Source organism: Streptomyces sp. NPDC090045 (assembly GCF_044747975.1).
Lineage (GTDB): Bacteria > Actinomycetota > Actinomycetes > Streptomycetales > Streptomycetaceae > Streptomyces.
This window is the reverse complement of record NZ_JBIVFA010000014.1, coordinates 134,246-161,032: the sequence shown is the minus strand read 5'-3', so window position 1 is coordinate 161,032 and position 26,787 is coordinate 134,246. Positions and strand designations below refer to the sequence as shown.

Here is a 26,787-nt window from a genome sequence, read left to right as displayed (position 1 = left end):
CGACAAGCGACAAGACAAGCGACAAGACAAGGCACGCGACAAGCGGGACGACAAGCCACACGACAAGCCGCACGGGGTCACCTACCAGTTCTGGTAGGTGACCCCGTCCCGTTGAAGGGACCGCGTTGTGCACACCGAACCCCACCAGCCGCTCACCCCCGCCACCCGCTACGGCGACCCTGTCCACCGTCCCCGGCCCATCGAGCCGCACACCGTCCTGCTGCCGACGGAGGTCCCGCCCGGTGTGGACTGGGTGACCCTCCCCAACGGGATCCGCACCCTCGCCTACACCCACCCCCGCCCCGGCCCGCCCTCCGAACCGGAACCGGTCCGGGAGTCGATTCCGCGATGGGCCAAGACGACCGCGCTCCTCGCCCCGACGCTCGGCGGCGGGATCGCCGCAGCCGGGTTCGGGATCTCCTACGCCGCCCCGGGACTGATCGCCATGACCGAAGCCCTCTGGGCCACCGTCGCCCTCATCGCCGCCGGCGCCCTCGCACCCCTCGCCCTCCGCACCCGCGGGCGCGGCAGCCGGGGTGCGGGACCGGTCCAGCACATCACCCAGAACGTCACCGCGTCCGGCCTGTTCGGCCGCGCCACCGGAACTATCAACAACCGCTGAGGAGTAGCCCCATGACCCGCACCGTGATCCCGTGGTTCGAGACGCTGACTGACAGCGTGTCCGCACTCGGCGCCGCGGCCCGCGAGGCCCGCATCGCCCACCGGGCCGCGCAAGCCGCCGGCGCGCAGTACAACCTCGATCGGCTCCGGCACGTCGACGGCGCGGTCACGGTCCCCGGCTGGCAGTCCGGAGTCCCGGACCGGCCGCACGACCGGGCGCTGTTCGAGATCGGGGCCTCTCACCGCGAGCACGAGCGCCGCATGACCGAGCTCTACGACGACGCGGCAGCCGGATTCGCCTACGGCGCCGCCTGGGCCATCCTCCGCGTGCTCGAAGGCCACCGGCCCCCGCTCGTTGAGCTGGGCCGCAAGCCCGACGGCCGCAACGCCATCCCCGACGAACTGTTCCCCGTCCCGCCCGCTTTCAAGGGGCTGGACCGCTGGGACGGAAACCAGCGCTTCGAGCAGGCACGCGGTGAGCTGGAACGCCTGGGTGACCTCTGGGCCTGCGTCGACCTCGACGAGCCCGACTTCCCCGACGGATTCAACATCGCCGACACCCTCGAAGCCCTCGAAGCCTTCCCCGACGCCGCGTTCCTGTACGGCCAGATCGCCGAGTCCGCGCTCACCTTCGCGCTCCTCGACATCCGGCACCCCCACGGGCGCTAGCTACGCCGAGGGCGGCCCCCTCTCACGCCAATGAAGCGGGGCCGCCCTCGTCAACCAGCACGTTGCATCGAACTGGAGGACTCCAGCATGACCCACCCCACCGACATCCGGCGAGACCACCGGCCGCGCATCCATGCCCGGCTGGAGGCGGCGGCATGAACGAGCTGCCCAGCATCGACCTTCCCGGCCTGGACCTGCTCGCCCACGCCGTCGCGGCGGCCGAACGTGGCTGGCACGTCTTCCCGCTCCGCCCCCGCGACAAGCGGCCCGCCGGTCACGCACAGGCCCACTGTCCGCGCACCGGCCGGTGCGCGACCGGTCACCGCACGCCGGAACAGCGTGCAACCACTGCTCCGGATCTGCTCGCGGCCGCGTGGACGCACGCTCCTTACAACATCGGGATCGCGACTGGCCCGTCCGGGCTGCTCGTCGTCGACCTCGACACGCTCAAGCCGACAGACGGAGAAGGAACGCCTGACGGCGTGACTACCTTTGAGGCGCTCTGCGAGCGCGCCGGACAGGCCGTCCCCGCCACCTACCGGGTCCGGACCGCGCGCGGCGGGCAGCACCTGTACTTCACCCAGCCCGCCGGAGTCCGGCTCGGCAACACCGCCGGGCGTCTGGGGAAGCACGTCGACACCCGGGGCTGGGGTGGGTACGTCGTCGCTCCCGGCAGCAGCACCCCGGACGGCTCCTACACAGTGCTGGACAGCATCAGCCCCATCCCCCTGCCCCGATGGCTCGCCAACGCCCTGACAGCCAGGCCCAAGCCCGTTAGGGACGTACCTGCGCCCCTGACAGTGAAGGGGTTCCGGTACGCGACAGCGGCCCTGGACAACGAAGTACAGAACGTCGCCCACGCAGGAGACGGAACCCGCAACGACACGCTGCTCAGGGCCGCAAGGGCTTTGGGGCGGTTCGTCGCGTCGGGCGACCTGAGCCGCGTGGAGGTTGAGCGGGCTCTTAGTAGCGCGGTGGCGGGCAACGCCACCGAGTCGGAGCGCTACTACGACGACGTCATCGCCCGGGGTCTGGATTGGTCGATCGCCAACAACCCCGCCGGCGGCCGGAGCGCGGCATGAACGCCCGCCTCCCTGCCGCCTCTAAGAGCCCTCTCGACCACCGAGTCGCCGAGGACGCCGAGCAGCCGTCGCCACAGCCGGTGGTAGGCGCCCTGGAGGGCGTCGCCGAAGGCGTCCCTTCTGGCTCTGACCCGCACCCCGTCGACCCGTCCCGCACCCCGTCCGTTCCCGCCCGGAGGGAAACACCCATGCCCGAGCCCATCGACGGCGCCGCCCTGCTCGACGAGGTGGAGGCCTTCCACCGACGGTTCAACATCTTCCCGCGCGAGGCCGCCTACGTCGCTGTGACGCTGTGGGACGCGCACGCGCACCTGCTCGACGCCTTCGACGCCACCCCCCGCATCGCGTTCCTCTCCCCGGAGCCGGGGTCAGGCAAGAGCCGTGCTCTGGACGTGATCGAGACCCTCGTGCCGAACTCCATGCCGGCGGTGGACGCTTCGCAGTCCGCGCTGTTCCGGTCCGTCGCCGGCGTCGAAGGGGAACGGCCCACGATCCTCTTCGACGAGATCGACACGATCTTCGGCCCCAAGGCCGCGGGCGATGAGAACCTGCGCAAGTTTCTCAACGCCGGTCACACCCGGGGCCGGAAGATGTACCGGTGCGTCGGGGACGGCGCCAACCAGACCGTGGAGGGCTTCCCGGCCTACTGCGCCGTCGCGCTCGCGGGACTCGGCTCTCTGCCCGACACCGTCTTCACCCGCTCCGTCATCATCCGCATGCGCAAGAAGGCCCCCAACGAGAAGTGCGAGCCTTGGCGGGAGCGCATCCACAAGAAGCAGGGACACGCCCTGCGCGACCGGCTCTTCGCCTGGGCCGAGTCCGTCCGAAAGCAGGTCACCGGCTCCTGGCCCACCATGCCCGACGGGATCACCGACCGGCCGGCGGACGTGTGGGAACCGCTCCTCTCTGTCGCCGAGGCCGCAGGGGGCGACTGGCCCGAGCGGGCCCGCGACGCCTGCCTGGAACTGGTCACCGCCGCCAAGGAGAACGACGCCTCCTCCCTCGGTATCCGCCTGCTGACCGACCTGCGCGACCACGTCTTCCGCGGCCAGGAGCGGATGCCGACCGCGACCATCCTCGAATGCCTCCTCCGCATGGACGACGCCCCCTGGGCCGACCTGGACGGCAAGCCCCTCACCTCCCGCGTCCTGTCCCAGATGCTCGGCCAGTACGTCACCTCGGCCAATAAGCCCATCAAGCCCCGAGGGATCCGCGTCGGCTCCGCCACCCCCAAGGGCTACTACGCCGAAGACCTGGCCGACGCCTGGGCCCGCTACTGCACCCCCCACCCCCAGAAGTCCGCAACAGCCGCCACAGCCGCCACACCGCAGGTCAGCGGGGGTGAATCTGTGGCGGAACCCCTCCCCGGCATCCGCCACACGCCCCACCAGACCGCCACACGACAGCCCGCCGGCATCGCCTGAACCACCCCGGATCGGTGCCGCCACAAGCCGCGTGTGGCGGCTCCGATCCGCCACAAAATCCGGATCCGCCACAAACCCGCGCCCCTAACCAGCGCTGTTGCGGCGTGGCGGCTGTTGCGGATCCCCGGAAGGGGGCCGGAGTACGGCCCGCACTCGATCAACAAGGAGATATGAGCAGTGACCACCGCCGCACAGTCCTCCTCCCCCGTCCTCTGCACCGTGAAGGACGCCGTCGTACTGCTCCGGCTCGGCCGCTCCACCGTCTACGAGCTGATGGCCTCCGGCGACCTGCCCTTCATCAAGCTCGGCCGGGCCCGCCGCATCAAGCGGGCGGACATCGACGCGTTCGTCGCCCAACTCCCGCCGCAGTCCGTCTGATCTCAGCGCAAACACAGGCGGCCCCCGGACACCCGGGGGCCGCCTTCCGCATGGAGGAGCACATGAGTCCCCGCAAGCCGAACATGGAGTCGTCCATCTACCTGGGCAGCGACGGGTGGTGGCACGGCCGCGTCACGATGGGCGTGAAGCCGGACGGTGGTCCGGACCGACGTCACCGCCGCGCCAGGACCGAGACCGAGGTCAGCAAGAAGGTCCGCGACCTGGAGAAGTTGCGCGACGAGGGCCGCGCCACGAAGGCCGGGCGAAAGCCGACCGTCGCAGAGTGGATGGACACGTATCTGAGCACCATCGCGAGCCTGAAGCTCAAGCCGCGGTCCCTCGACGACTACTGGTCGAAGACCCGCAACGACATCATCCCCGGTGTCGGTAAGCACCGCCTCGACAAGCTCGCGCCGGAGCACCTGGAGGTGATGTACGCGGCCATGATGGAGGAGGGGCACGCGCCGTCACACGTGGTCAAGGTGCACCGGATCCTGTCCCGAGCCCTGAAGATCGCCCACCGCCGCAGGCTCATCAACGAGAACGTCGCTACGCTCGTTGACCCGCCCTCGGTCGACGAGACCGAGGCGAACCCGTTCTCGCGGGACGAGTCCAAGGCGTTCCTCGCGGCCGCCGCGCAGCGACCCACCTTCATGCGATGGGCCATCGGCGTCGGCATGGGCTTCCGGCAGGGCGAAGCCCTGGGTCTGCGCTGGCAGTACGTCGACCTGGAGCAGGGGCTGTTCCACCCCGCCTGGCAGCTCCAGCGCCTCACCTGGAGGCACGGCTGCAAGAACGCGCACGCCTGCGGTGCCCGGTTGCACCGGTTCGAGCCCTGCCCCGCTGAGTGCTCCACCCACAAGGGCTACAAGCGCGGCTGCCCGAAGCCGTGCGCGAAGACGTGCCGCCGGCACGCCAGCACCTGCCCCGAGAGGAAGGGCGGCGGGCTGGCGTTCACCCGGCCGAAGACGAAGAAGAGCCAGCAGCCCGTGCCGATCCCACCGCCCTTCCTGCCCTACCTCCTGGAGCACAAGGCCAAGCAGGACGAGCAGCGGCAGGCCGCCGGTGAGCTGTGGGAGGAGTGCGGCGCCATGTTCACCCGACCTGACGGCCGGCCGCTCGATCCGCGGGCTGACTGGGAGGAGTTCAAGGAGCTGCTCGACGAGGCGGGGATCAGTGACCGCCGTCAGCACGACGGGAGCCGTCACACGGCCGGCACCATCCTCAACGAGTTGGGGGTGGACATGCCGACCATCATGGAGATCCTTCGGCACACGCAGATCAGCCAGACGAGGCGGTACGTGAAGGGGCGATCGGAGCTCTCGCGGGAGGCGATGCGCCGGATGGGTGAGGCGTTCATGCCTGGCCCCAATCCGGTGTCTGAGACCAGGACTGAGACCGAGAGCACCCGCGCCGCCCGTGCGCGGCGGCGGCGCAAGATCCGGTGAATAGCAAAAGCCCCAGGTCACGGCGAGTGAGTCCTGGGGCTTCTACAGAGCCGCCTTCGGGATTCGAACCCGAGACCTACGCATTACGAGTGCGTTGCTCTGGCCAACTGAGCTAAGGCGGCACCGCTGGTCAGACAAGTATTCCCTCGGAGAGGGGCGCTCATCAGCAGCGGCGCCAAGTCTACAGGGTGTGGACGGGTGCCCTGAACCGGGTTCTGCGGGGGTGAGACAGAGGTCACATACTGGGGCAGATGCGTCGTATTCGGTGCATCGTTCTGCCGTGCGTCCCCCCGAAGGGATGAGAGGTCCCGTGGCCCGAGCCGTAACGGGAACGTCCGGGCGTTGGGCGATGCTCGCCGTGCTGTGTGCCAGCCTGCTGCTCGTCGCGATGGACGCCACCATCCTGAACGTCGCGCTCCCCTCCCTCATCGACGACCTGCAGCCCAGCGCCGTGCAGCAGCTGTGGATCATCGACATCTACGGGCTGGTCCTCGGCGGGCTGCTCGTCACCACCGCCGCCGTCGGCGACCGGTTCGGGCGGCGCAAGCTGTTCCTCATCGGCTTCGTGCTCTTCGGCGTGGCCTCCGTGGTCGCCGCGACCGCCGGGACCTCGGCGCAGCTCATCGCCGGGCGGGTGCTGCTCGGCGTCGGCGGGGCGATGGTCATGCCGTCCACGCTCTCGCTGATCCGGAACATCTTCACCGACGCCCACGAGCAGGCCCTCGCCATCGGGATCTGGGCCGCCGTCGCCGGCGCCGGCGCGGCGATCGGGCCGCTCGTCGGCGGGCTGCTGGTCGAGCGGTACGGGTGGTCCGCCGCCTTCTGGGTCAACGTCCCGGTGGTGGTCGTGACGGTCGTCGCCGGCCTGTGGCTGCTGCCCGAGTTCAAGGACGCCGGCGAGCACGCCCTCGACGTGCTCAGCGCCGTGCTCTCCGTCGCCGGCATCATCGCCCTCGCCTGGGGCATCAAGCACGTGGCGAAGGGCCGCCCCACGGCGGCGGACCTGCTGGTCCTGGCGGCCGGGATCGGGCTGCTCGCCTGGTTCGCCCGCCGCCAGCTGCGGCTGGCGGATCCGCTCCTCGACGTACGGCTCTTCCGGAACCGCCCCTTCACCGCCGCCGCGCTCGTCACCCTCATGGCCATGCTCGCCGCCGGCGCCGCGCTCTTCCTGGTCTCCCTGTGGCTGCAGTACGTCCACGGCTACTCCCCCTTCGAAGCCGGCCTGCGCACCCTCCCCACCGCCCTCGCCATGCTCGGCAGCTCGCTCCTCACGCCGACGCTGATGCACCGGATCGGCGTACGGGCCTGCATGGCGATCGGCCTGGCCGGGCTGGTGGCCGGGTTCACCCTGCTGGCCCTGGCCCCGCAGCCGACCTCGTACGCCTACATCGCCGTCTTCCTGGTCACCCTCGGCTTCAGCGACGGCCTGGCCGTCACCACCGCCGCCGCCGTGCTCGTCTCGGCGGTCCCCGCGGAACGGGCCGGGCAGGCCGGCGCCGTCTCCGAGACCTCGTACGAGCTCGGCGTGGGCCTCGGCGTCGCGCTCCTCGGCTCCGTCCACGCCGCGGCGTACGCCGCGCACATGGCCGGTGCGCCGGCCCGGGCGGCCGAGTCGATCGGCGGGGCGAAGGAGTACGCCGAGAGCCTGCCGACCGCCGCGCGGGCCGCCGAGGCCACCGGGCTGCTGGAGCGCTCCCGCGACGCGTTCGACAGCGCCCTGGCCACGACCTCGTACGTCTCGATCGGCATCACGGCCGCCGTGCTGGTGCTCGTGGTGTGGATGGTGCCCGGCTCCTTCAGGACCACCGGGTCCGCGCACTAGGCCGGGAGCGGAACCGCCGCAGTGGCAGAAACGCCGCAGGGGCGGCCGACGTCGCCGCCGGTCCGCCCCCGCGGGCGCGAGCCACCCGGGTCAGGCGCCCAGGTGGTGCCCCTTCGCCCACTCCTTCTCGCCGTCCGTGGTGCAGTTCGAGTGGTAGACGGGGCCGGCGAACGCCGGGCGGTTGCTGGGCACCGCGGCGAACGTCGAGCAGTTCGACGAGTAGCCCGCGCGACCGCCGGAGAAGTAGTCGATGTCGACCCCGTCGTTGGCCAGGGCGGCGCCGGCCCCGCCCAGCAGGATGCCGGCGGCCAGGACGGATGCGGTGACAGCAGAGCGAATACGCATGACTCCCCTAGGGATGTACGGAAGGACGCGCTGGTCGAAGTACGCGTCGGCCGGTCCAACCGCCCGGAGGCGGCGACGGGAACGGCAGTTCACTCCAATGCCCGCAGCAGTATCGTTTCGACACCCCGCTACCAGGACAGCCGCGGGTCCTGCACGTACTCGGGCGAGTGCTCCAGCTCGGCGCGGCCCAGGTCGGTCCGGACCAGGGTGCCCGGATGCGGGCTCGTTCGCCACGACGGCGGCGGCCCGTGGAAGCGTCCCGTACCCGGGATGCCCACCTCCACCAGCGCCCCGTCCCGGAACATCCACAGGCCGAAGCAGTCGTCGTCCTCGTACCGCGCCAGCGCGATGATCTGCGCCATTCTGCTCATGCCCGCACGTCATCAAGCGCGCACGCCCCCGGGCAAGCCGTTTCCCCCCGCCGGCGGCTCAGCGCGCCGGCGGCCTCAGCACTTCTTGCCGTCCTCCGGCGCCTTGCCCTCCAGCAGGTAGCGGTTGATCGCGGTGTCGATGCAGTCGCTGCCGCGCCCGTACGCCGTGTGGCCGTCGCCGTCGTAGGTGAGGAGGGTGCCCGAATCGAGCTGGCCCGCCAGCGCCTGCGCCCACTTGTACGGGGTCGCCGGGTCCCGCGTGGTGCCCACCACCACGATCGGCGGGGCGCCCTTCGCGGTCAGCTTCTCCGCCTGGCCCGTGGCCTCCACCGGCCAGTACGCGCAGTTCAGCGCGGCCCAGGCCAGACCCGCGCCGAAGACCGGGGAGGCCTTCTGGAAGGAGGGCAGGGCGGCATCGACCGCTGCCGGGTCCTTGAAGGCAGGGGGCTGGTCGAGGCAGTTGACGGCGGCGTTCGCGAACATCAGGTTGGCGTACTTGCCGTCCTCCCCGCGCTCGTAGTAGCTGTCGGCCAGGCTCAGCAGGCCCGCTCCGTCGCCGTTCATCGCCGACGTGAGCGCCTCGCGCAGCTGCGGCCAGGCGCTCTCGTCGTACAGCGCCGCAATCACCCCGGTCGTGGCGAGGGCCTCGCCCAGCGGGCGGTCCGCCTCCCCGGTGGGCACGGGCTGGGCGTCGACCTTGCGGAAGAACTCCTTCAGGCGCGCCCCCACCGCATCCGGTCCGCCCTTGCCCAGCGGGCAGTCGGGCTGCTTCGCGCAGTCCACGGCGAAGGAGGTGAAGGCCGTCTCGAAGCCCGCCGTCTGATCCCGGTTCAGATCGATCGCGGACCGCGTGGGGTCCATCGCACCGTCCAGGACCAGCCGGCCGACCCGGTCGGGGAAGAGGTCCGCGTACGTGGCTCCGAGGAGGGTGCCGTACGAGGCCCCGACGTACGTGAGCTTCTCGTCGCCGAGCACGGCGCGCAGCAGGTCCATGTCGCGTGCGGCGTCGACGGTGGAGACGTGCGGCAGGACCCGCTGCGAGCGCTCCTCGCAGCCGGCCGCGAACTTCTTGAACGCGGCTACCAGCTCGGCCCGCTCGGCCTGGTCGTCCGGGGTCTGGTCCACCTGTGTGTACGCGTCCATGGCCGGGCCGGTCAGGCACTCGACGGGGCTGCTGCGGTCCACCCCGCGCGGGTCGAAGGAGACCATGTCGTACCGGGCGCGGACCGGCGCGGGGTAGCCGATGCCCGCGTACGCCTGCAGGTAGCCGATGCCGGAGCCGCCCGGGCCACCCGGATTGACCACGAGCGAGCCGAGCCGCTTGCCGGGACCGGTGGCCACCCGGCGCGCCACCGCGATGTCGACGTCCTGGCCGGAGCGGGGGTTCGCGTAGTCCAGGGGGGCCTTCATGGTGGAGCACTGGAATCCGGGGACTCCGCACTCGCGCCAGGTCAGCTTCTGCTCGTAGTACGGGCGCAGCGCGGCGGCTTCGGGTGACGGGCGGGCCGACGCCGTGGCGGACTCCGCCCCGGAGGACTCCGCGGCGCGCGGGGCGTCCGATCCGCCCGCGGCGGCGCGGGGGGCGTCCAGACCTCCCGAGGTGCACCCGGAGAGCAGCAGCCCGGCGGCGGCGATCACGGTCCCGGTCGTACGGAGGAGGCGGCTGGTGTCCATCCCCGGAGCGTACGACTGCCGGAGGAGACCGGGGGGATCTTCTGCGGCGGACGGCCGCGGGCCTTCCGTGGCCCGCGCCGGACGGGGCACGGACCGGGCCCGTCCCGGCCTCGGCGGCCGGTCCGCCCGTACGGGTGAGCCCGTCAACCGGGTGTGGACCCGGGCGGCGGCGGTGCACCGGACCGGCGGCAGCCCGGCGGTGGTCAGCCCGCGCGCAGCGACATCGTCATCGCCTCGACCGCCAGGAGGGGGGCCACGTTGCGGTCGATGGCCTCCCCGCAGGCGATGATCGCCTCGATCCGGCGCAGGGTCCGCTCGGGGCCCGAGGCCCGCGCGATCCGGTCGAGGTCCTGCCGTATCTCCTCGTTGGCGATGGCCACGGACGAGCCGAGCTGCAGGGCCAGGACGTCCCGGTAGAAGCCGGTGAGGTCGGTCAGCGCCAGGGCGAGGGTGTCGCGCTGGGTCCTGGTGCGCCGGCGCTTCTGCCGGTCCTCCAGCTCCTTCATCAAGCCCGCCGTGCCGCGCGGCATCCGGCTGCCGGCGCCCGCTCCGGCGCCGAGCGCGGCCCGCAGCTCCTCGGTCTCCTTGGTGTCGACCTCTTCGGCCACCTGCTTGGCGTCCTCGTTGGCCGCGTCCACCAGCTCCTGGGCGGCCTTGAGGCAGGCTCCGATGTCGTCCACCCGGAGCGGGAGCTTCAGGACCGTCGCCCTGCGCTCCCGGGCCGCCTCGTCGGTGGCCAGCCGGCGGGCGCGGTCGACGTGCCCCTGGGTGGCCCTGGCGGCGGCCATGGCCACCGACGGCTCGATGCCGTCCCGCCGCACCAGCATGTCGGCGACGGCCTCGACCGAGGGGGTGCTGAGGTTGAGGTGGCGGCAGCGGGAGCGGATGGTGGGCAGCACGTCCTCCACGGAGGGCGAGCACAGCAGCCAGACCGTGCGGGGAGCAGGCTCCTCCACGGCCTTGAGGACCGCGTTGGCGGACTTCTCGTTCAGCCGCTCGGCGTCCTCGACCAGGATGATCTGCCAGCGGCCCGTGGCGGGGGACGTGTAGGACTTGCGGACGGTGTCCCGCATGTCGGCGACGAGGATCTGGCTGCCGTCCGCGACGACGGTGGAGACGTCCGCGTGCGTGCCGACCATGGTGGTGTGGCAGCCGTCGCAGAACCCGCAGCCCGGCTCACCGCCGAGGGCGCGGTCAGGGCTGGTGCACTGCAGGGCGGCCGCGAAGGCCCGGGCGGCGGTGGCCCGCCCGGATCCGGGCGGGCCGGTGAACAGCCAGGCGTGGGTCATCTTGGACGCCGCGGGCGGGGCGGTCCCGTTCGTGATGGCCGTGACCAGGGCGTCGGCGTCGCGGGCGGCGGCGGCCAGCTGCGTCTGGACCCGCTCCTGGCCCACCAGGTTGTCCCATACGGGCATCCCGCCCACCGCCTTTCACTCTCCGTGCACCCATTGTGGCGGGCGCCACCGACAATCCCGTCCCGGCCATCCCGCCCCCGCCGGAGTCAGCGGCGGCGGCGCGGTCCTCGTTCGCCCTCGTCGCCGTCCTCGTCGTCCCGGTGGCGGCCCAGCAGTTCGTCCGCCAGCGTCGGCAGATCGTCCAGCGGGGTCTCCTCGGCCCAGTCCGGGCGCGGCCGCTGCTGCCGGCCGTCCTCGCCGACCAGGGGGAGCTCCCGCGTCCGGTCGTTGGCCGAGTCCCGGAAGATGCCCGACGGCACCCGGTCGGCCGGGTTCTCCTCGGGGCGCTGGGCGGTCGGCCGCGAAGCGGACCGTGCCCGGCCGGTACCGGAGCCGGAGCCCTGCGGGGCGGCCCCCGGGCGGACCGGCGGCAGCACGGCCGTCTCGTCGACCGGGCGGACCGGCGGCAGTACCGCCGTCTCCGCGGCGGACGCCGGGTCGGCCTTCGGCACCGGGACGGTCTGGGTCACGTCGTCCGGCTGGACGACCCGCTTGACCACCGGGGTCTCGACCGTCACGGCGTCGTCCGGGTGCGGCTCCTTCGTCATGCCCACCTTGGGAGCAGGAGCAGGAGCGGGAGCGGGAGCGGGGGCGGGCGCAGGAGCGGGAGCGGGCGCCGCCGGGGCGGGCGGAGCAGCCGCCGAAGCCGCAGCGGCCTCCGCCGCGGCAGCAGCGGCAGCGGCCTTCGCCGCCGCCTCGGCCGACGCGGCCTCCACCAGCCGGCGCGCCTCCTCGGCCTTCAGCAGGGCCTCCTCGGCCCGCCGCTGCTTCTCCAGCCGGCGCTCCTCGGCCTCGGCCCGCAGCCGGGCCTCCTCCTCGGCCTGCCGACGCAGCCGCTCTGCCTCCGCCGCACGCGCCTTCTCCTCGGCCTCCACGCGCAGCCGCTCGGCCTCGGCCCTGGCCCGGGCCTCCTCCTCGGCGCGCCGGCGCTCCTCGGCGGCCAGGCGCGCGGCCTCCGCCTCGGCCTTGATCCGTGCTTCCTCGGCCTCGCGGGCCAGCCGGGCCTCTTCCTCGGCCCGGAGCCGCGCTTCCTCCGCCTTGCGGGCCGCCTCTTCCTCGGCCTTGCGCCGTGCCTCCTCCTCGGCGAGGCGCCGGGCCTCCACCTGGGCGGCCACCTCGGCCTCGGAGAGCGGGAGCATCCGGTCCAGGCGGTGCCGTACGACGGTGGTCACCGAGTCCGGGTCCTGGCCCGCGTCGACCACGAGGTAGCGCCCGGGGTCGGCCGCGGCGAGCGTCAGGAACCCGGACCGCACCCGCTGGTGGAACTCCGCCGGCTCCGACTCCAGCCGGTCAGGCGCCTCCGTGAACCGCTCGCGGGCCGCCTCCGGCGACACGTCGAGCAGCACGGTCAGGTTCGGGACGAGCCCGTCGGTCGCCCAGCGCGAGATCCGGGCGATCTCCGTCGGGGAGAGGTCGCGGCCGGCGCCCTGGTAGGCCACCGAGGAGTCGATGTAACGGTCCGAGATGACGACCGCGCCGCGCTCCAGGGCCGGGCGCACCACGGTGTCCACGTGTTCCGCCCGGTCGGCGGCGTACAGCAGTGCCTCGGCGCGGTTCGAGAGTCCGGCGGAGGACACGTCGAGCAGGATCGAGCGGAGCCGCTTGCCCACGGGGGTCGCCCCCGGTTCGCGGGTCACGACGACCTCGTGGCCCTTGCCCCGTATCCAGGAGGCCAGCGCCTCGACCTGGGTGGACTTGCCGGCTCCGTCGCCGCCCTCCAGGGCGATGAAGAATCCGGTGGCGGACGCGGCCTGCACCGGTTCCCCGCCGCGCAGCGCCTCGCGCAGGTCGCGCCGCAGGGGTACGCCGCTGCGGTCGTCGGCCTTGGTGAGCACCACGACGGCGACCGGCAGCAGCAGGGCGCCGACGAGCATCAGGGTGAAGGCGGCGCCGCCGTGCGCGAAGACGGCCTCGGCGCCGGTCAGCCGGTGCGGGCCGATCGCCGCGGCCAGCACCGGGGCGGCGACGGCGCCGATGGCCACGGCCACCCGTACGACCGCCTGGAGGTGCTCGGTGACCCGGGCCCGGCGGAACTCCTCGGTCTCCTGGTCCAGCAGCGTGTGTCCGGCGTTGGCGGCGACGCCCGCGCTGACGCCGGCAAGCAGCGAGAGGAACAGCACGGTCGCCATGTCCGGGACGAGGCCGGTCAGCAGCAGCGCCAGCCCGGTCACCGCTATGGCGAGGGCCAGCAGCCGGCGCCGGGACAGGCCGGGCAGCACCTTGCCGGCCTGGGTGGCGCGGATGCCGGCGGCGGTGCCGCCGACCAGCGCGAGGACGAGCAGTGCGAAGGCGGCCGGGCCGCCGCCGAGGTCGAAGGCGTGCAGGACGGCCACGGCGACGGCGCAGGACACCGCTCCGGCGACCGCGGCGCAGCTCAGGACCAGCAGGGGGATGGCGCCCGTACGGCCCTTGTCGGGCCGGTCGCCCGCCTTGGGGGCGCGCAGGCCCTCCAGCGGCGAACGCGGACGCGGGGTCGCCCCGCCGGGCAGCACCAGCGGGAGCAGCAGCGAGACCGACGCGGCGAAGAGGCCGGAGGCCACGTACGAGCCGAGGGCGGCCTGGTTGGCGGCGAACCAGTCCACGCCGAGGCCGAGCGCCTTGCCGACCAGGGTCGCGGCGAGCAGCGCGGCCGCGGCAATGGGGAGCGCGGCGAAGGCCGTACGCAGGGTCAGCCGGCGCAGCGCGTCCAGGTGGTCCGGGAGCGGCCGTACGGTCGCCCCCTCCGGCAGCGGCGCGGGCAGCAGCGCGGGCGCCGCGCTCTCCTTGGCCAGGGTCCACAGCCGCTCGGCGGCGCCGGCGACGAAGACGGTGGCCAGCAGCGCGGTGAGTGCGTGGGCCGGGATCCAGTCCAGCCAGAGCGGGGCGACGACGAAGAGCCCGAGGCGGATCCCGTCGGCGCCGATCATCGTCCAGCGGCGGTCCAGCTTGCCGCCCGAGCCGACGAGCCCGGCGAGCGGGCCGAGGAGGACCGCGCCGAAGAGCAGGGTGGCGAGGATCCGGACCCCGAAGACGGCGGCGACGGCGAGGGCCGCACCGCGGTATCCGCCGCCGAAGGCCCCTTCCGACACCGCGGCCTGAAGGGCCAGCAGCACCAGCACCAGCAGGGCGAGGGCATCTCCGATGCCGCTCACCAGCTGGGCGCTCCACAGCCGGCGCAACCTGGGGGTGCGCAGCAGTGCGCGCACCGCACGCTCGCGGGAATCCGCTGCTAGGGCTTCGTCGTAGGTGGGGTTCGCCGGGGCGGTCACGACCGTTGGCTGCTCGGCTCGCGTCATCCGCCCAGCCTATCCGCTGCGCTATGCGGGTGCGGAAGCCTGTGGACGAGGCCGGGTGTGACGCCGGACCCACCTTGCGGTGATCAGCCCGGCGCCGTTGCGGGGCTCTGCCCCGGACCCGGCGCCTCAAACTCCCCCAGCTACCGCTGGGAGGTGCCCCCAGGCGGGGCTGAATGTGGCGGGGCGGACGCACAAGAGCCCCACGCTTCGCGTGGGGCTCTTGTCGCGACTACTCGACTACTCGTCCGCGGCCGGGGCGGCGGCCGTCTTCTTCGCCGTCGCCTTCTTGGCCGTGGTCTTCTTCGCGGCCGTGGTGGTCTTCTTGGCCGCCGTCGTCTTCTTCGCGGCAGCGGCCTTCGTCGCCGTCGCCTTCTTCGCCGGGGCCTTCTTGGCGGGGGCCTTCTTCGCCGTCTTCTTGGCCGGGCCCTTCGCGCGCTTCTCCGCGAGCAGCTCGTAGCCCCGCTCCGGCGTGATCGTCTCGACGTCGTCGTCCCGCCGCAGCGTCGCGTTCGTCTCGCCGTCCGTCACGTACGGACCGAAGCGGCCGTCCTTGACGACCACCGGCTTCTCGCTCACCGGGTCCGTGCCCAGTTCCTTCAGCGGCGGCTTGGCCGCGGCGCGGCCCCGCTGCTTCGGCTGCGCGTAGATCGCGAGCGCCTCGTCCAGCGTGATCGAGAAGAGCTGGTCCTCGGTCTCCAGGGACCGCGAGTCCGTGCCCTTCTTCAGGTACGGGCCGTAGCGGCCGTTCTGGGCCGTGATCTCCACGCCCTCCGCGTCCGCGCCGACCACGCGCGGCAGCGACATCAGCTTCAGCGCGTCGTCCAGGGTCACCGTGTCCAGGAACATCGACTTGAAGAGCGAGGCCGTGCGCGGCTTGACCGCGTTCTTGCCCGTCTTCGGCGTGCCCTCGGGCAGGATCTCCGTCACGTACGGCCCGTAGCGGCCGTCCTTGGCGACGATCTGGTTCCCGCTGACCGGGTCCTTGCCGAGCTCGAACTCGCCGCTCGGCTTCGCGAACAGCTCCTCCGCGTACGCGACCGTCAGCTCGTCCGGAGCCATGTCGTCCGGTACGTCGGCCCGCTGGTGGCCCTCCGCGTCCTTCTCGCCCCGCTCCACGTACGGCCCGTAGCGGCCGACGCGCAGCACGATGCCCTCGCCGACCGGGAAGGAGGAGATCTCCCGGGCGTCGATCGCGCCGAGGTCCGTGACCAGCTCCTTCAGACCGCCGAGGTGGTCCCCGTCGGCCGGCACGACCTCGGTCGCGTCCTCCGAGCCGAAGTAGAACCGCTTCAGCCACGGCACGGACTGGGCCTCGCCCCGCGCGATGCGGTCGAGGTCGTCCTCCATCTTCGCGGTGAAGTCGTAGTCGACGAGCCTGCCGAAGTGCGTCTCCAGCAGGTTCACCACGGCGAACGACAGGAAGGACGGGACGAGCGCCGTGCCCTTCTTGAAGACGTAGCCGCGGTCGAGGATCGTGCCGATGATCGACGCGTACGTCGACGGACGGCCGATCTCGCGCTCTTCGAGCTCCTTGACCAGCGAGGCCTCGGTGTAGCGGGCCGGCGGCTTGGTCGAGTGCCCGTCCGCCGTGATCTCCTCGGCGGCGAGCGCGTCGCCCTCCGCGACCTGCGGCAGCCGCTTCTCGCGGTCGTCGAGCTCGGCGTTCGGGTCGTCCGCGCCCTCGACGTACGCCTTCATGAAGCCGTGGAAGGTGATCGTCTTGCCGGAGGCGGTGAACTCGGCGTCGCGCCCGTCCGAGGCGCGGCCGCCGATCTTCACGGTGACGCTGTTGCCGACCGCGTCCTTCATCTGGGAGGCGACGGTCCGCTTCCAGATCAGCTCGTACAGGCGGAACTGGTCGCCGGTCAGACCCGTCTCGGCCGGAGTGCGGAAACGATCACCCGAAGGACGGATCGCCTCGTGCGCCTCCTGCGCGTTCTTGACCTTGCCGGCGTAGACGCGCGGCTTCTCCGGCAGGTAGTCGGCCCCGTAGAGCTGCGTGACCTGCGCCCGCGCCGCCGACACCGCGGTGTCGGACAGCGTGGTGGAGTCGGTACGCATGTAGGTGATGAAGCCGTTCTCGTACAGCTTCTGCGCCACCTGCATCGTCGCCTTCGCACCGAAGCCCAGCTTGCGCGAGGCCTCCTGCTGGAGCGTCGTCGTACGGAAGGGGGCGTACGGGGAACGGCGGTACGGCTTGGACTCGACCGACCGGACGGCGAACGAGGTGTCCGCCAGCGCGGCGGCGAGCGCCCGGGCGTTCGCCTCGTCGAGGTGCAGCACCTCGCTCTTGAGCTGCCCGTTCGAGCCGAAGTCGCGGCCCTGCGCCACGCGCTTGCCGTCCACCGTGTTCAGGCGGGCGACCAGCGTCGACGGGTCGGAGGCGTCACCGGTGCGCCCGGTGGCGAAGGTTCCGGTCAGGTCCCAGTACTCGGCGGAGCGGAAGGCGATGCGCTCGCGCTCCCGCTCGACGACGAGGCGGGTGGCCACCGACTGGACGCGGCCGGCCGACAGCCGCGGCATGACCTTCTTCCACAGGACCGGCGAGACCTCGTAGCCGTAGAGGCGGTCGAGGATGCGGCGGGTCTCCTGGGCGTCGACCATGCGCTGGTTCAGCTCGCGCGGGTTGGCGACGGCGTCGCGGATCGCGTCCTTGGTGATCTCGTGGAAGACCATCCGGTGGACGGGGACCTTGGGCTTGAGGACTTCCTGCAGGTGCCACGCGATGGCTTCGCCCTCGCGGTCCTCATCGGTGGCGAGGAAGAGTTCGTCGGACTCGGCCAGCAGCTCCTTGAGCTTCCTGACCTGCGCCTTCTTGTCGGCATTGACGACGTAGATGGGCGCGAAGTCGTGCTCGACGTCCACGCCGAGACGGCGGACCTCGCCGGTGTACTTGTCGGGAACCTCGGCCGCGCCGTTCGGGAGGTCGCGGATGTGCCCGACGCTCGCCTCGACGACGTATCCCGGGCCGAGGTAGCCCTTGATCGTCTTCGCCTTGGCTGGGGACTCGACGATGACGAGTCGGCGGCCGCCCTTTGCGGTCTCGCTAGTCGGGGACAACTTGGCTCTTCTCTCCGGTCGGCACTCGGTCGCAGTACGGCGACGCTGCGGAGTGTGACGGTACAACCCGCCCCCGTGTCAAACGGCAGAAGCCCGCAACGGCCACTCGAACGGTAACCCGACAAGTGCCGTTTCTGCCGCCCGGATGCCGCGCCGGAGCGTTCCCGATCACCGGGCAGGGTGGCCGCGGGGCCGTCTGGCCCCGCTCCCGCACCCCGTCCCACGTCGGCTTTCGCGGCCTGATCGGGGCCCGGCCGGGCCCTCGTACGGGACCCTCGCACTCCGGCGTCAGAGCCGGGCGAGGCACCACGCCCCGAGGGCCAGCGAGCCCCCGCCGGCGAACAGGAGCAGAGGTACCGCCACGACGGGGCGCACGCCCTCGGCCACCGGCTCGCGGTGCAGTGCGCGCGCCCCCGTCCAGGCCAGCAGAGCGGCCCCGAACAGCAGGAACACGGCCGCCGCAAAGATCGCCGGACCGTTTTCCACGCCGCTCCCCTTACCCCCGGGCCACTCTCGGGATTCCCCCCGGAACCCGCTGCGCAGGAGACTGCCAGCCCCTGGGGTACACCGGGCGAACCCCGGGTTACATCCGGGTGCCGCTACCGCGCGGGGCCCTGCGCCGGCTCCAGGAAGCCCTGCTCTACCAGCAACCGGATCGCCTCCGGAGTCCGGTCCCGCAGCACCACCGGGTCCTCCTGCACCAGCTGCGCGATCGCGTCCAGGATCCGGCCCGCGGTGAGTGAGCCGTCACACACTCCGGCGAAGCCCGCGCCGACCGTGTCGACCTTGGTGGCGCGCCGCATCCCGCGGTTCTGCCGGAGCACGACGTGCTCCGGGTCCTCCGCGCCGGGCGCGCCGACCTGCTCCTGCACGACCTCCTCGGCCAGCACGAAGTAGGCCTCCAGCAGGGCGGCGTCGTCGTGCTGGCGCAGGTAGTCCTGGCGCGCGAAGTGGGCGAGCACCGCCTCGCCGAGCGGCTGCTCCACCGTGTGCGGCCACTCCTCGACCACGATCGAGGGCTCGGCGGCGTCCGACCGGCGCAAGGTGATCCAGCCGAAGCCGACGGACCTGGTCTTGCGGGCCTCGAACTCGTCCAGCCAGTCCTCGTAGCGCCGCGCGTACTCCCCGGGGTCGGTCCGGTGGTCGCCCGCGTCGCGCAGCCACAGCTCCGCGTACTGCGTCACGTCCTGCACGTCACGCTGCACGATCCAGGCGTCGCAGCCGCGCGGCACCCAGGAGCGCAGCCGGTCGCGCCAGTCCTCGCCCTCGACGTGCTGCCAGTTGCCGAGGAACTGCGCGTACCCGCCCGGGTTGAGCCGTGCTCCGGCCTCCTGGACCAGGGTCCGGCACAGGTCGTCGCCTCCCATGCCGCCGTCCCGGTACGTCAGCCGGGCGCCGGGGGAGATCACGAACGGCGGGTTCGACACGATCAGGTCGTACGTCGCCTCGCCCACCGGTTCGAAGAGGGACCCGGTGAGCAGCTCGGCCTCCGGGGCTCCGGACAGGGCCAGCGTCAGACGGGTGAAGTCCAGGGCCCGGGGGTTGACGTCGGTGGCGGTGACCCGGGTGGCGTGCCGGGAGGCGTGCAGCGCCTGGATGCCCGATCCGGTGCCGACGTCGAGGGCGGAGCCGACCGGGGTGCGCACGGTGATCCCGGCCAGGGTGGTGGAGGCACCGCCGACGCCGAGGACCACACCCTCCTCGCGGCTGCCGATCCCGCCGGCCCCGCCGACGGCGCAGCCGAGGTCGGACACGATGAACCAGTCCTCGCCGTCCGGGCCGCCGTACGGACGCACGTCGACGGTGGCGTGCACCTCATCGCCCTCCATCCGGAGCCAGCCGTCGGCGAGCGCCACGTCGACGGGCAGCGCGGCCGCGGCGTGCACGTACGCCTCGGGCTGCTGGAGGAGGAACAGCCGGACCAGGCTCGCGAGCGGGCCGTCGCCGCGGCCACGGGTGGCGCGCAGGGCGGGGACCGTCTCGCTGCGGGCCAGTGCGGCGTAGGCGGGGGCGCCGAGCAGGTCGAGCAGCCCGTCGGCGGTGAAGCCGGCGGCCAGCAGGGCGCTGCGGAGTTCGGCGGCGTGGTCGGACGTGGGAAGGCTGGTGTTACTCACGCGCCCATTGTGTCCGCTGGGGCCCGTCCTGCCGATCAGCCCGGGCCCGTATGCACGAAAGGGCGGCCGCGGCCCCTTCCGGGACCCCGGCCGCCCTGATCGGACGCCCTCATTGGGCGAGCCACCCGGGCGAGCTGCTCGGGCGTGCCGCTTGGGCGTGCTACTTGGGCGAGGCCGACGCCGCCGCGACCTGGCAGCCCTTCTGGCCGTTGATCGCCTTGTCCAGGCCTCCCGCGTTGAGCGTGGCGAGCGCGTCCTGACCGCCCTTCGTCGCCTCCTGGAGACCGCCCGCGACCTCCTTGAGGCCGTCGGCGAACTTCGTCTGGTCCTGCGGGTCGAGGGCGTCCATCTTCGCCTTCAGGTCGGCGTAGCCCTTGGCCGTCGCCTCGAAGCCCTTGGCGGCCGCCTCCTGCGTCGCCGCGCCGTCCTTGACCGGCGGAACTCCCGCCGACTGCAGGGCTGCGCCCATGGTCTTGTACGACTCCGACATGGCCGCGAACGCCGCAGAGTCCGTCTGCTTGACCTCGTCGGGCTTACTGCTCTCCGTCGCCACACGCTTGATGTCCGCGTTGGCGGTCTCGATCTTCTTGAGTTCGGGCTGCCACTGGTCGCAGACCTTCTTGGCCCACGCGTTGGCCTTCGCGTCGCCGTCGTCCCCGCCGCAGCCGGACAGGACGAGCATCAGCACCGCACCGCCCGACAACGCGGCCGCAAGGTTCTTGTTCACCGGATTGGTCCCTTCGAAGGCTCTCGGCCCGGAAGATACACGCCTCCCCTCCGGGCACGCACAAAGGCGGACAGACGGCGCGTCAGTCCGCGCTGCCTGTCCGCCCTTCGGGCGTACGGCCGGCCCTGCCCGGCTCTGCCCGTCCTGCTGCCGGGACCTCGGGTCAGGAGACCGTCGCGGGGTCGGCCGGCTGGGCCACCCGCTCGGCGGCTCCGCCCTCGGTCTCGTCGCCGACGGCGATGCCGCGGCGCTTGGAGACGTACACCGCGCCGATGATGACGGCGATCGCGAGGACCGCGACGATCGCCCGCACCGTCGGGTTGGTGTCCGGGCCGTAGCTGAACTGCACGACGGCGGGTGCGATCAGCAGCGCCACCAGGTTCATGACCTTGAGCAGCGGGTTGATCGCGGGACCGGCGGTGTCCTTGAACGGGTCGCCGACCGTGTCGCCGATGACGACCGCGGCGTGGGCCTCACTGCCCTTGCCGCCGTGGTGGCCGTCCTCGACGAGCTTCTTCGCGTTGTCCCACGCGCCACCGGAGTTGGCGAGGAAGACCGCCATCAGCGTGCCCGTGCCGATGGCTCCGGCGAGGAAGGAGCCGAGCGCGCCCACGCCGAGGGAGAAGCCGACGGCGATCGGGGTGAGGACGGCGAGCAGGCCGGGCGTGGCGAGCTCGCGCAGCGCGTCCTTGGTGCAGATGTCGACGACGCGCCCGTACTCGGGCTTCTCGGTGTAGTCCATGATCCCGGGGTGCTCGCGGAACTGGCGGCGCACCTCGTAGACCACGGCGCCCGCGGAGCGGGAGACCGCGTTGATGGCGAGGCCGGAGAACAGGAACACGACCGCCGCGCCCAGGATCAGCCCGACCAGGTTGTTCGGCTGGGCGATGTCCAGGCTGAGGTTCATCTCCCCGGCCTTGGCCCCGACTTCCCTGACCGCGGTGGCGATCGCGTCGTTGTACGAGCCGAACAGCGCGGCCGCGGCGAGCACGGCCGTGGCGATCGCGATGCCCTTGGTGATGGCCTTGGTGGTGTTGCCCACGGCGTCCAGGTCGGTCAGGACCTGCGCACCGGCGCCCTCGACGTCGCCGGACATCTCGGCGATGCCCTGGGCGTTGTCGGAGACGGGCCCGAAGGTGTCCATGGCGACGATGACGCCGACGGTGGTGAGCAGGCCGGTGCCGGCCAGGGCCACCGCGAAGAGCGCGAGCATGATCGACGTACCGCCGAGCAGGAACGCGCCGTAGACGCCGAGACCGATGAGCAGCGCCGTGTAGACGGCGGACTCCAGGCCGACCGAGATGCCGGCGAGGACGACGGTGGCCGCGCCGGTCAGGGAAGACTTGCCGATGTCCCGGACAGGACGGCGGTTGGTCTCGGTGAAGTAGCCGGTCAGCTGCTGGATCAGGGCCGCCAGCACGATGCCGATGGCGACGGCGACGACGGCCAGGATGCGCGGGTCACCGGAGTGGTTGGTGATCGCCGGGTTCTCGACGCCGACGAGCTCCTTGTAGGTGGCCGGCAGGTAGGCGTAGACGGCGATCGCGACCAGCACCAGGGAGATCACGGCGGAGATGAAGAAGCCGCGGTTGATGGCGGTCATGCCGCTGCGGTCGGTGCGCCGCGGCGAGACCGCGAAGATGCCGATCATCGCGGTGACGACGCCGATCGCGGGGACGATCAGCGGGAAGGCGAGGCCCAGGTCGCCGAAGGCGGCCTTGCCGAGGATGAGCGCGGCCACCAGGGTGACGGCGTAGGACTCGAAGAGGTCCGCCGCCATTCCGGCGCAGTCTCCGACGTTGTCGCCCACGTTGTCGGCGATGGTCGCGGCATTGCGCGGGTCGTCCTCCGGAATGCCCTGCTCGACCTTGCCGACCAGGTCGGCGCCGACGTCGGCGGCCTTGGTGAAGATGCCGCCGCCCACGCGCATGAACATCGCGATCAGGGCGGCTCCGAGGCCGAAGCCCTCCAGGACCTTGGGAGCGTCGGCGGCGTAGACCAGCACGACGCAGGAGGCGCCGAGGAGGCCGAGGCCGACGGTGAACATGCCGACCACGCCGCCCGTGCGGAAGGCGATCTTCATCGCCTTGTGGGAGACCTCGGTCAGGTCCTTGGCGGGCTCCCCCTCGGCGGGGGTGGCCTCGCGTGCGGCGGCGGCGACGCGGACGTTGGCGCGGACCGCGAGGCGCATGCCGATGTAGCCGGTGGCCGCCGAGAAGATGGCGCCGACGAGGAAGAAGGCGGAACGTCCCGCCCGCTGGTTCCAGTCGTCGGCGGGGAGCAGGAAGAGCAGGAAGAAGACCACGACGGCGAAGATGCCGAGGGTGCGCAGCTGCCGGCCGAGGTAGGCGTTGGCGCCTTCCTGGACGGCCGCGGCGATCTTCTTCATGCTGTCGGTTCCCTCGTCGGCGGCGAGGACCTGGCGGACCAGGATCTGCGCGACGACGAGTGCGGCGAGTGCCACGGCCGCAATGACGATCACGATGAGCCGATTGTCATCGGTGAGTACTGCGGATGCCAGATCTGTGGTGCGATCCGGCGCGATAGGGGTGAAGAGCCCCGTCATTCGTCCTCCTTGACGTGATGAGCTCAAGATGTGGACGGATTGTAGGGAGCGCGCCCCGATCAAAACAGTGCGCAGGAAACGCAATTGGCGTGCTCTTGCTCCTCAGCAATAGATCGCGTCACTCCATTACCCTCGAAAGTGGTAATGGGGCAAAGGCATTGACGCCCGGTCATTGATCTAGGGAAATGAAAAAGGCCCTGCTCAGCAGGGCCTTGATAAAGATCGGAAGATATGAAGGGCGGGGTGCCCGGTGGATCTCAGGGAAGGTCGGAGGACCCGGAGACGGGCCAGCTCATCCGGATGGTCCCGCCCGATTCGCCACTGGTCACCTCGACGTCGTCGACGAGCCCGCTGATCACGGCGAGCCCCATCTCGTCCTCGGTGTCGGCGTCGGGGTCCAGGGCGGCCTCGAGGCCGGGCACGGCGTCGGCGCCGCCGGCCGGTCCCGGAACCTCGTCGCCGACCTCGATGGAGAACGTCTTGTCCTCCTCGGTCAGGACCACCCGGACGGGCGCGGTCAGCCCGTTGCTGCGATGGAGTCCGACGGCACGCGAGCAGGCCTCGCCCACGGCGAGGCGGACCTCGTCGAGGACGGCTTCCTCGACACCGGCCCGGCGCGCCACGGCGGCCGCGACGAGGCGGGCCGTCCGGACGTGTTCGGGCTGGGCGCTGAAGCGCAGTTCAACGGTGGCCATGCGCGTCCCCCTCGGACTACGGGCGTGCCTTGACAGGGGCCCTGGCCATCCATGGCCCGGTACCCCCGCTCTCCTTGCCGGCTCCCGGCCGCCCGAAGGCTGCCGGGGGCCGCCTGGAGCCGTCAGTCGGTGGCGTTGACGGCGTCTTCCACCGTGGTGTGGATCGGGAAGACCTTGGTCAGACCGGTGATGCGGAAGATCTTCAGGATGCGCTCCTGATTGCACACCAGGCGCAGCGAACCCTCGTGCGCACGGACGCGCTTGAGACCTCCCACGAGCACACCAAGTCCGGTGGAGTCGAGGAAGTCCACTCGCTCCATGTCGACAACCAGGTGGTAGCTGCCGTCGTTCACCAACTCGACCAACTGCTCGCGCAGCTTGGGCGCGGTATACACATCAATCTCGCCACCGACCTCCACGACCGTACGGTCGCCGACAGTGCGAGTCGACAGGGACAGGTCCACGGATCCTCCAGCACCTTGCTATCGAGCGGCGCCCCCTAGGGGCCTCCCCACCCGAAGGTAGGCGAGGGATTGGCTGCCGCGATGGCATTCAATCACTTACCGGCAGGCGCGCACGACGCCTTCGGACCATTGTCCCGCACGCCGGTGACACACTCGGTTCCAATGGCCAATACTCACGGTCCCGGACGGCCCAAGCCACCCGTGGACCCAAAACCCACTCCCGGCACGGTCCTGGACCGCCTGTCACGGGGGCCTTCCCGAGCTGCGCGCATCACCCATACGGAGCACTTGCCCCCTCGGGCGGGCCGTCATGCAGTCTGGCCCGCTCGCATCCGAACGGACGTCGTAGCCGCGATCCAGGCGGCCGGCATCGACCATCCGTGGGAACACCAGGCCGCGGCGGCCGAGCACGCCCTGGACGGCGAGTCGGTGGTCGTCGCCACCGGCACCGCCTCGGGCAAGTCCCTGGCCTACCTCGCGCCCGTGCTCTCCGCCCTCGCGGACGGCGCCGAGGCCCCGAACGGCAGGGGCGCCACCGCCCTGTACCTGGCCCCCACCAAGGCCCTGGCGGCCGATCAGCGGCGCGCCGTACGGGAACTGGCCGCCCCGCTGGGCAACGCCGTCCGCCCCGCCGTCTACGACGGGGACACACCCGTCGAGGAACGCGAATGGGTGCGCCAGTACGCGAACCACGTCCTGACCAACCCCGACATGCTGCACCGCGGGATCCTCCCGGCCCACCCGCGCTGGTCCTCCTTCCTGCGGGCCCTGCGCTACGTCGTGATCGACGAGTGCCACACCTACCGCGGGGTATTCGGCTCCCACGTGGCACAGGTCCTGCGCCGGCTGCGGCGGCTGTGCGCCCGCTACGGCTCCGAACCGGTCTTCCTGCTGGCCTCCGCCACGGCCAGCGACCCCGCGGCCGCCGCGTCCCGGCTGACCGGCGTACCGGTGATCGAGATCACCGACGACGCCTCCCCGCGCGGCGAGGTCGTCTTCGCCCTGTGGGAGCCGCCGCTGCTCACCGAGCTACGGGGCGAGAAGGGTGCCCCCGTACGCCGTACGGCCACCGCCGAGACCGCCGACCTGCTGACCGACCTGGTCGTCCAGGGGGTCCGCACGGTCGCCTTCGTCCGCTCCCGGCGCGGCGCCGAACTGATCTCGGTGATCGCCCAGGAGCGGCTCGCCGAGGTGGACCGCTCACTGGCCCGGCGGGTCGCGGCCTACCGGGGCGGATACCTGCCCGAGGAGCGCCGGGCCCTGGAGCGGGCCCTGCACTCCGGCGAGCTGCTGGGACTGGCCGCCACGACCGCCCTGGAGCTGGGCGTGGACGTCTCCGGGCTGGACGCCGTACTCATCACCGGCTACCCGGGCACGAGGGCCTCCCTGTGGCAGCAGGCCGGCCGCGCCGGGCGCGCCGGCCAGGGCGCCCTGGCCGTGCTGATCGCCCGGGACGACCCGCTGGACACGTACCTCGTCCACCACCCCGAGGCGCTGTTCCGCCGTCCGGTGGAGGCCACCGTCCTGGACCCCGACAACCCGTATGTCCTCGCCCCCCACCTGTGCGCCGCGGCGGCCGAGCTGCCGCTGACCGACTCCGACCTGGAGCTCTTCGGCCCGGCGACCAAGGACCTCCTCCCCCAGCTCGAAGCGGCGAAGCTGCTGCGCCGCCGGGCGACCGCCTGGCACTGGACCCGCCGGGAACGGGCCTCGGACCTGACCGACATCCGGGGCGGCGGCGGCCGCCCGGTGCAGATCGTCGAGGCGTCCACCGGCCGGCTGCTGGGGACGGTCGACGAGTCGGCCGCCCACACCGCCGTCCACGAGGGGGCCGTCCACCTCCACCAGGGCCGCACGTATCTCGTGAAACACCTGGACCTGGAGGATTCGGCGGCCCTCGTGGAGGAGGCCAGCCCGCCCTTCTCCACCACCGCCCGCGACACCACCTCCATCTCCGTCCTGGAGACCGAGACCGAGATCCCGTGGGGCTCGGCCCGGCTCTGCTTCGGCTCCGTCGAGGTCACCAACCAGGTCGTCTCCTACCTGCGCCGCAAACTGATCACCGGCGAGGTCCTGGGCGAGACCAAACTCGACCTGCCGCCCCGCACCCTGCGCACCCGGGCCGTGTGGTGGACGGTGACCGAGGACCAGCTCGACGAGGCCCGGATCAACCCGGAGATCCTCGGCGGAGCCCTGCACGCCGCCGAACACGCCTCCATCGGCATGCTCCCGCTGTTCGCCACCTGCGACCGCTGGGACATCGGCGGCGTCTCCGTGCCGCTGCATCCCGACACCCTCCTCCCCACGGTCTTCGTCTACGACGGCCACCCCGGCGGCGCCGGCTTCGCGGAGCGCGCCTTCCACACCGCCGCCGCCTGGCTGACGGCGACCCGCGACGCGATCGCCGCCTGCGAGTGCGAGGCCGGCTGCCCTTCCTGCATCCAGTCCCCCAAGTGCGGCAACGGCAACGACCCCCTCCACAAACGCGGCGCCATCCGCCTTCTCACCCGCCTCCTCGCCGAATCCCCACCGACCCCGCCCTCCGGCTCTGACCAGGGCCCTGACGGCCGCTGAGCCCTCTCCCGGGCCCTTGTGCCC

20 protein-coding genes and 1 tRNA gene are annotated in these 26,787 nt (G+C 72.1%); 8 read left to right on the top strand and 13 right to left on the bottom strand.

Annotated elements, in window-relative coordinates; translation table 11 throughout:
• The first annotated feature begins 127 nt into the window (after positions 1-127).
• The 6 genes from ACIPYQ_RS31265 to ACIPYQ_RS31240 all read left to right on the top strand — a co-directional run bounded on the left by ACIPYQ_RS31265 (position 128) and on the right by ACIPYQ_RS31240 (position 5,622).
• Positions 128-622, top strand: a complete 495-nt coding sequence (locus ACIPYQ_RS31265) for a hypothetical protein (protein ID WP_401257295.1) — start codon at positions 128-130, stop codon at positions 620-622.
• 11 nt (positions 623-633) lie between these two features.
• Positions 634-1,290, top strand: coding sequence for a hypothetical protein (locus ACIPYQ_RS31260; protein WP_401257293.1), 657 nt, complete (start codon positions 634-636; stop codon positions 1,288-1,290).
• Between the two features lie 155 nt (positions 1,291-1,445).
• The gene (locus ACIPYQ_RS31255; RefSeq protein WP_401257292.1) at positions 1,446-2,372 is read left to right on the top strand and encodes a bifunctional DNA primase/polymerase; all 927 of its coding nucleotides are present in this window, start codon (positions 1,446-1,448) and stop codon (positions 2,370-2,372) included.
• Between the two features lie 188 nt (positions 2,373-2,560).
• Positions 2,561-3,796, top strand: a complete 1,236-nt coding sequence (locus tag ACIPYQ_RS31250; protein WP_401257290.1) for a DUF3631 domain-containing protein — start codon at positions 2,561-2,563, stop codon at positions 3,794-3,796.
• Positions 3,797-3,973: 177 nt separating this feature from the next.
• Positions 3,974-4,174 (top strand): helix-turn-helix domain-containing protein, encoded by a 201-nt coding sequence (locus ACIPYQ_RS31245; protein ID WP_401257288.1) that lies wholly within the window; start codon positions 3,974-3,976, stop codon positions 4,172-4,174.
• A 62-nt stretch (positions 4,175-4,236) separates the two neighbouring features.
• A complete protein-coding gene (locus ACIPYQ_RS31240) occupies positions 4,237-5,622 on the top strand; it encodes a tyrosine-type recombinase/integrase (protein WP_401257286.1) in 1,386 nt (461 codons plus the stop codon).
• A 48-nt stretch (positions 5,623-5,670) separates the two neighbouring features.
• Here the strand turns inward: ACIPYQ_RS31240 and ACIPYQ_RS31235 are convergent.
• Positions 5,671-5,744, bottom strand: a tRNA-Thr gene (locus tag ACIPYQ_RS31235).
• Positions 5,745-5,932: 188 nt separating this feature from the next.
• Here ACIPYQ_RS31235 and ACIPYQ_RS31230 point away from each other — a divergent pair.
• Positions 5,933-7,444 (top strand): MFS transporter, encoded by a 1,512-nt coding sequence (locus tag ACIPYQ_RS31230; RefSeq protein WP_401257284.1) that lies wholly within the window; start codon positions 5,933-5,935, stop codon positions 7,442-7,444.
• Positions 7,445-7,534: 90 nt separating this feature from the next.
• Here the strand turns inward: ACIPYQ_RS31230 and ACIPYQ_RS31225 are convergent, their stop codons facing one another.
• From ACIPYQ_RS31225 to bldG, 12 genes are all read right to left on the bottom strand, one after another.
• Positions 7,535-7,789, bottom strand: a complete 255-nt coding sequence (locus tag ACIPYQ_RS31225; protein ID WP_361752483.1) for a hypothetical protein — start codon at positions 7,787-7,789, stop codon at positions 7,535-7,537.
• A gap of 128 nt (positions 7,790-7,917) precedes the next feature.
• The gene (locus ACIPYQ_RS31220) at positions 7,918-8,160 is read right to left on the bottom strand and encodes a hypothetical protein (protein ID WP_401257282.1); all 243 of its coding nucleotides are present in this window, start codon (positions 8,158-8,160) and stop codon (positions 7,918-7,920) included.
• 75 nt (positions 8,161-8,235) lie between these two features.
• Positions 8,236-9,834, bottom strand: a complete 1,599-nt coding sequence (locus ACIPYQ_RS31215; protein ID WP_401257280.1) for an alpha/beta hydrolase — start codon at positions 9,832-9,834, stop codon at positions 8,236-8,238.
• A 203-nt stretch (positions 9,835-10,037) separates the two neighbouring features.
• Positions 10,038-11,249: a DNA polymerase III subunit delta' gene (locus ACIPYQ_RS31210; RefSeq protein ID WP_361752477.1), complete on the bottom strand. Its 1,212-nt coding sequence runs from the start codon at positions 11,247-11,249 to the stop codon at positions 10,038-10,040.
• A gap of 86 nt (positions 11,250-11,335) precedes the next feature.
• Positions 11,336-14,563 (bottom strand): dTMP kinase, encoded by a 3,228-nt coding sequence (gene tmk / locus ACIPYQ_RS31205; protein WP_401257278.1) that lies wholly within the window; start codon positions 14,561-14,563, stop codon positions 11,336-11,338.
• Positions 14,564-14,800: 237 nt separating this feature from the next.
• Complete coding sequence (gene topA / locus ACIPYQ_RS31200; RefSeq protein WP_361752474.1) at positions 14,801-17,623, bottom strand: type I DNA topoisomerase; 2,823 nt, start codon at positions 17,621-17,623, stop codon at positions 14,801-14,803.
• 288 nt (positions 17,624-17,911) lie between these two features.
• On the bottom strand, positions 17,912-18,109 hold the full coding sequence (locus tag ACIPYQ_RS31195; protein ID WP_401257276.1) for a hypothetical protein: 198 nt from the start codon (positions 18,107-18,109) through the stop codon (positions 17,912-17,914).
• A gap of 113 nt (positions 18,110-18,222) precedes the next feature.
• Positions 18,223-19,737, bottom strand: coding sequence for a methyltransferase (locus tag ACIPYQ_RS31190; protein WP_401257274.1), 1,515 nt, complete (start codon positions 19,735-19,737; stop codon positions 18,223-18,225).
• Positions 19,738-19,897: 160 nt separating this feature from the next.
• Positions 19,898-20,464, bottom strand: coding sequence for a small secreted protein (locus ACIPYQ_RS31185; protein WP_401257272.1), 567 nt, complete (start codon positions 20,462-20,464; stop codon positions 19,898-19,900).
• Positions 20,465-20,627: 163 nt separating this feature from the next.
• On the bottom strand, positions 20,628-23,030 hold the full coding sequence (locus ACIPYQ_RS31180) for a sodium-translocating pyrophosphatase (RefSeq protein WP_401257270.1): 2,403 nt from the start codon (positions 23,028-23,030) through the stop codon (positions 20,628-20,630).
• A 257-nt stretch (positions 23,031-23,287) separates the two neighbouring features.
• Positions 23,288-23,725 carry an ATP-binding protein gene (locus ACIPYQ_RS31175; protein WP_327415512.1) on the bottom strand — a complete coding sequence of 146 codons (438 nt, stop codon included), beginning with the start codon at positions 23,723-23,725 and terminating at the stop codon, positions 23,288-23,290.
• Positions 23,726-23,847: 122 nt separating this feature from the next.
• A complete protein-coding gene (gene bldG / locus ACIPYQ_RS31170; RefSeq protein ID WP_008743037.1) occupies positions 23,848-24,189 on the bottom strand; it encodes an anti-sigma factor antagonist BldG in 342 nt (113 codons plus the stop codon).
• An 81-nt stretch (positions 24,190-24,270) separates the two neighbouring features.
• On the opposite strand from bldG, the gene ACIPYQ_RS31165 reads away from it, so the two are divergent.
• Positions 24,271-26,763 carry a DEAD/DEAH box helicase gene (locus ACIPYQ_RS31165; RefSeq protein WP_401257269.1) on the top strand — a complete coding sequence of 831 codons (2,493 nt, stop codon included), beginning with the start codon at positions 24,271-24,273 and terminating at the stop codon, positions 26,761-26,763.
• The last annotated feature ends 24 nt before the right edge of the window (positions 26,764-26,787 follow it).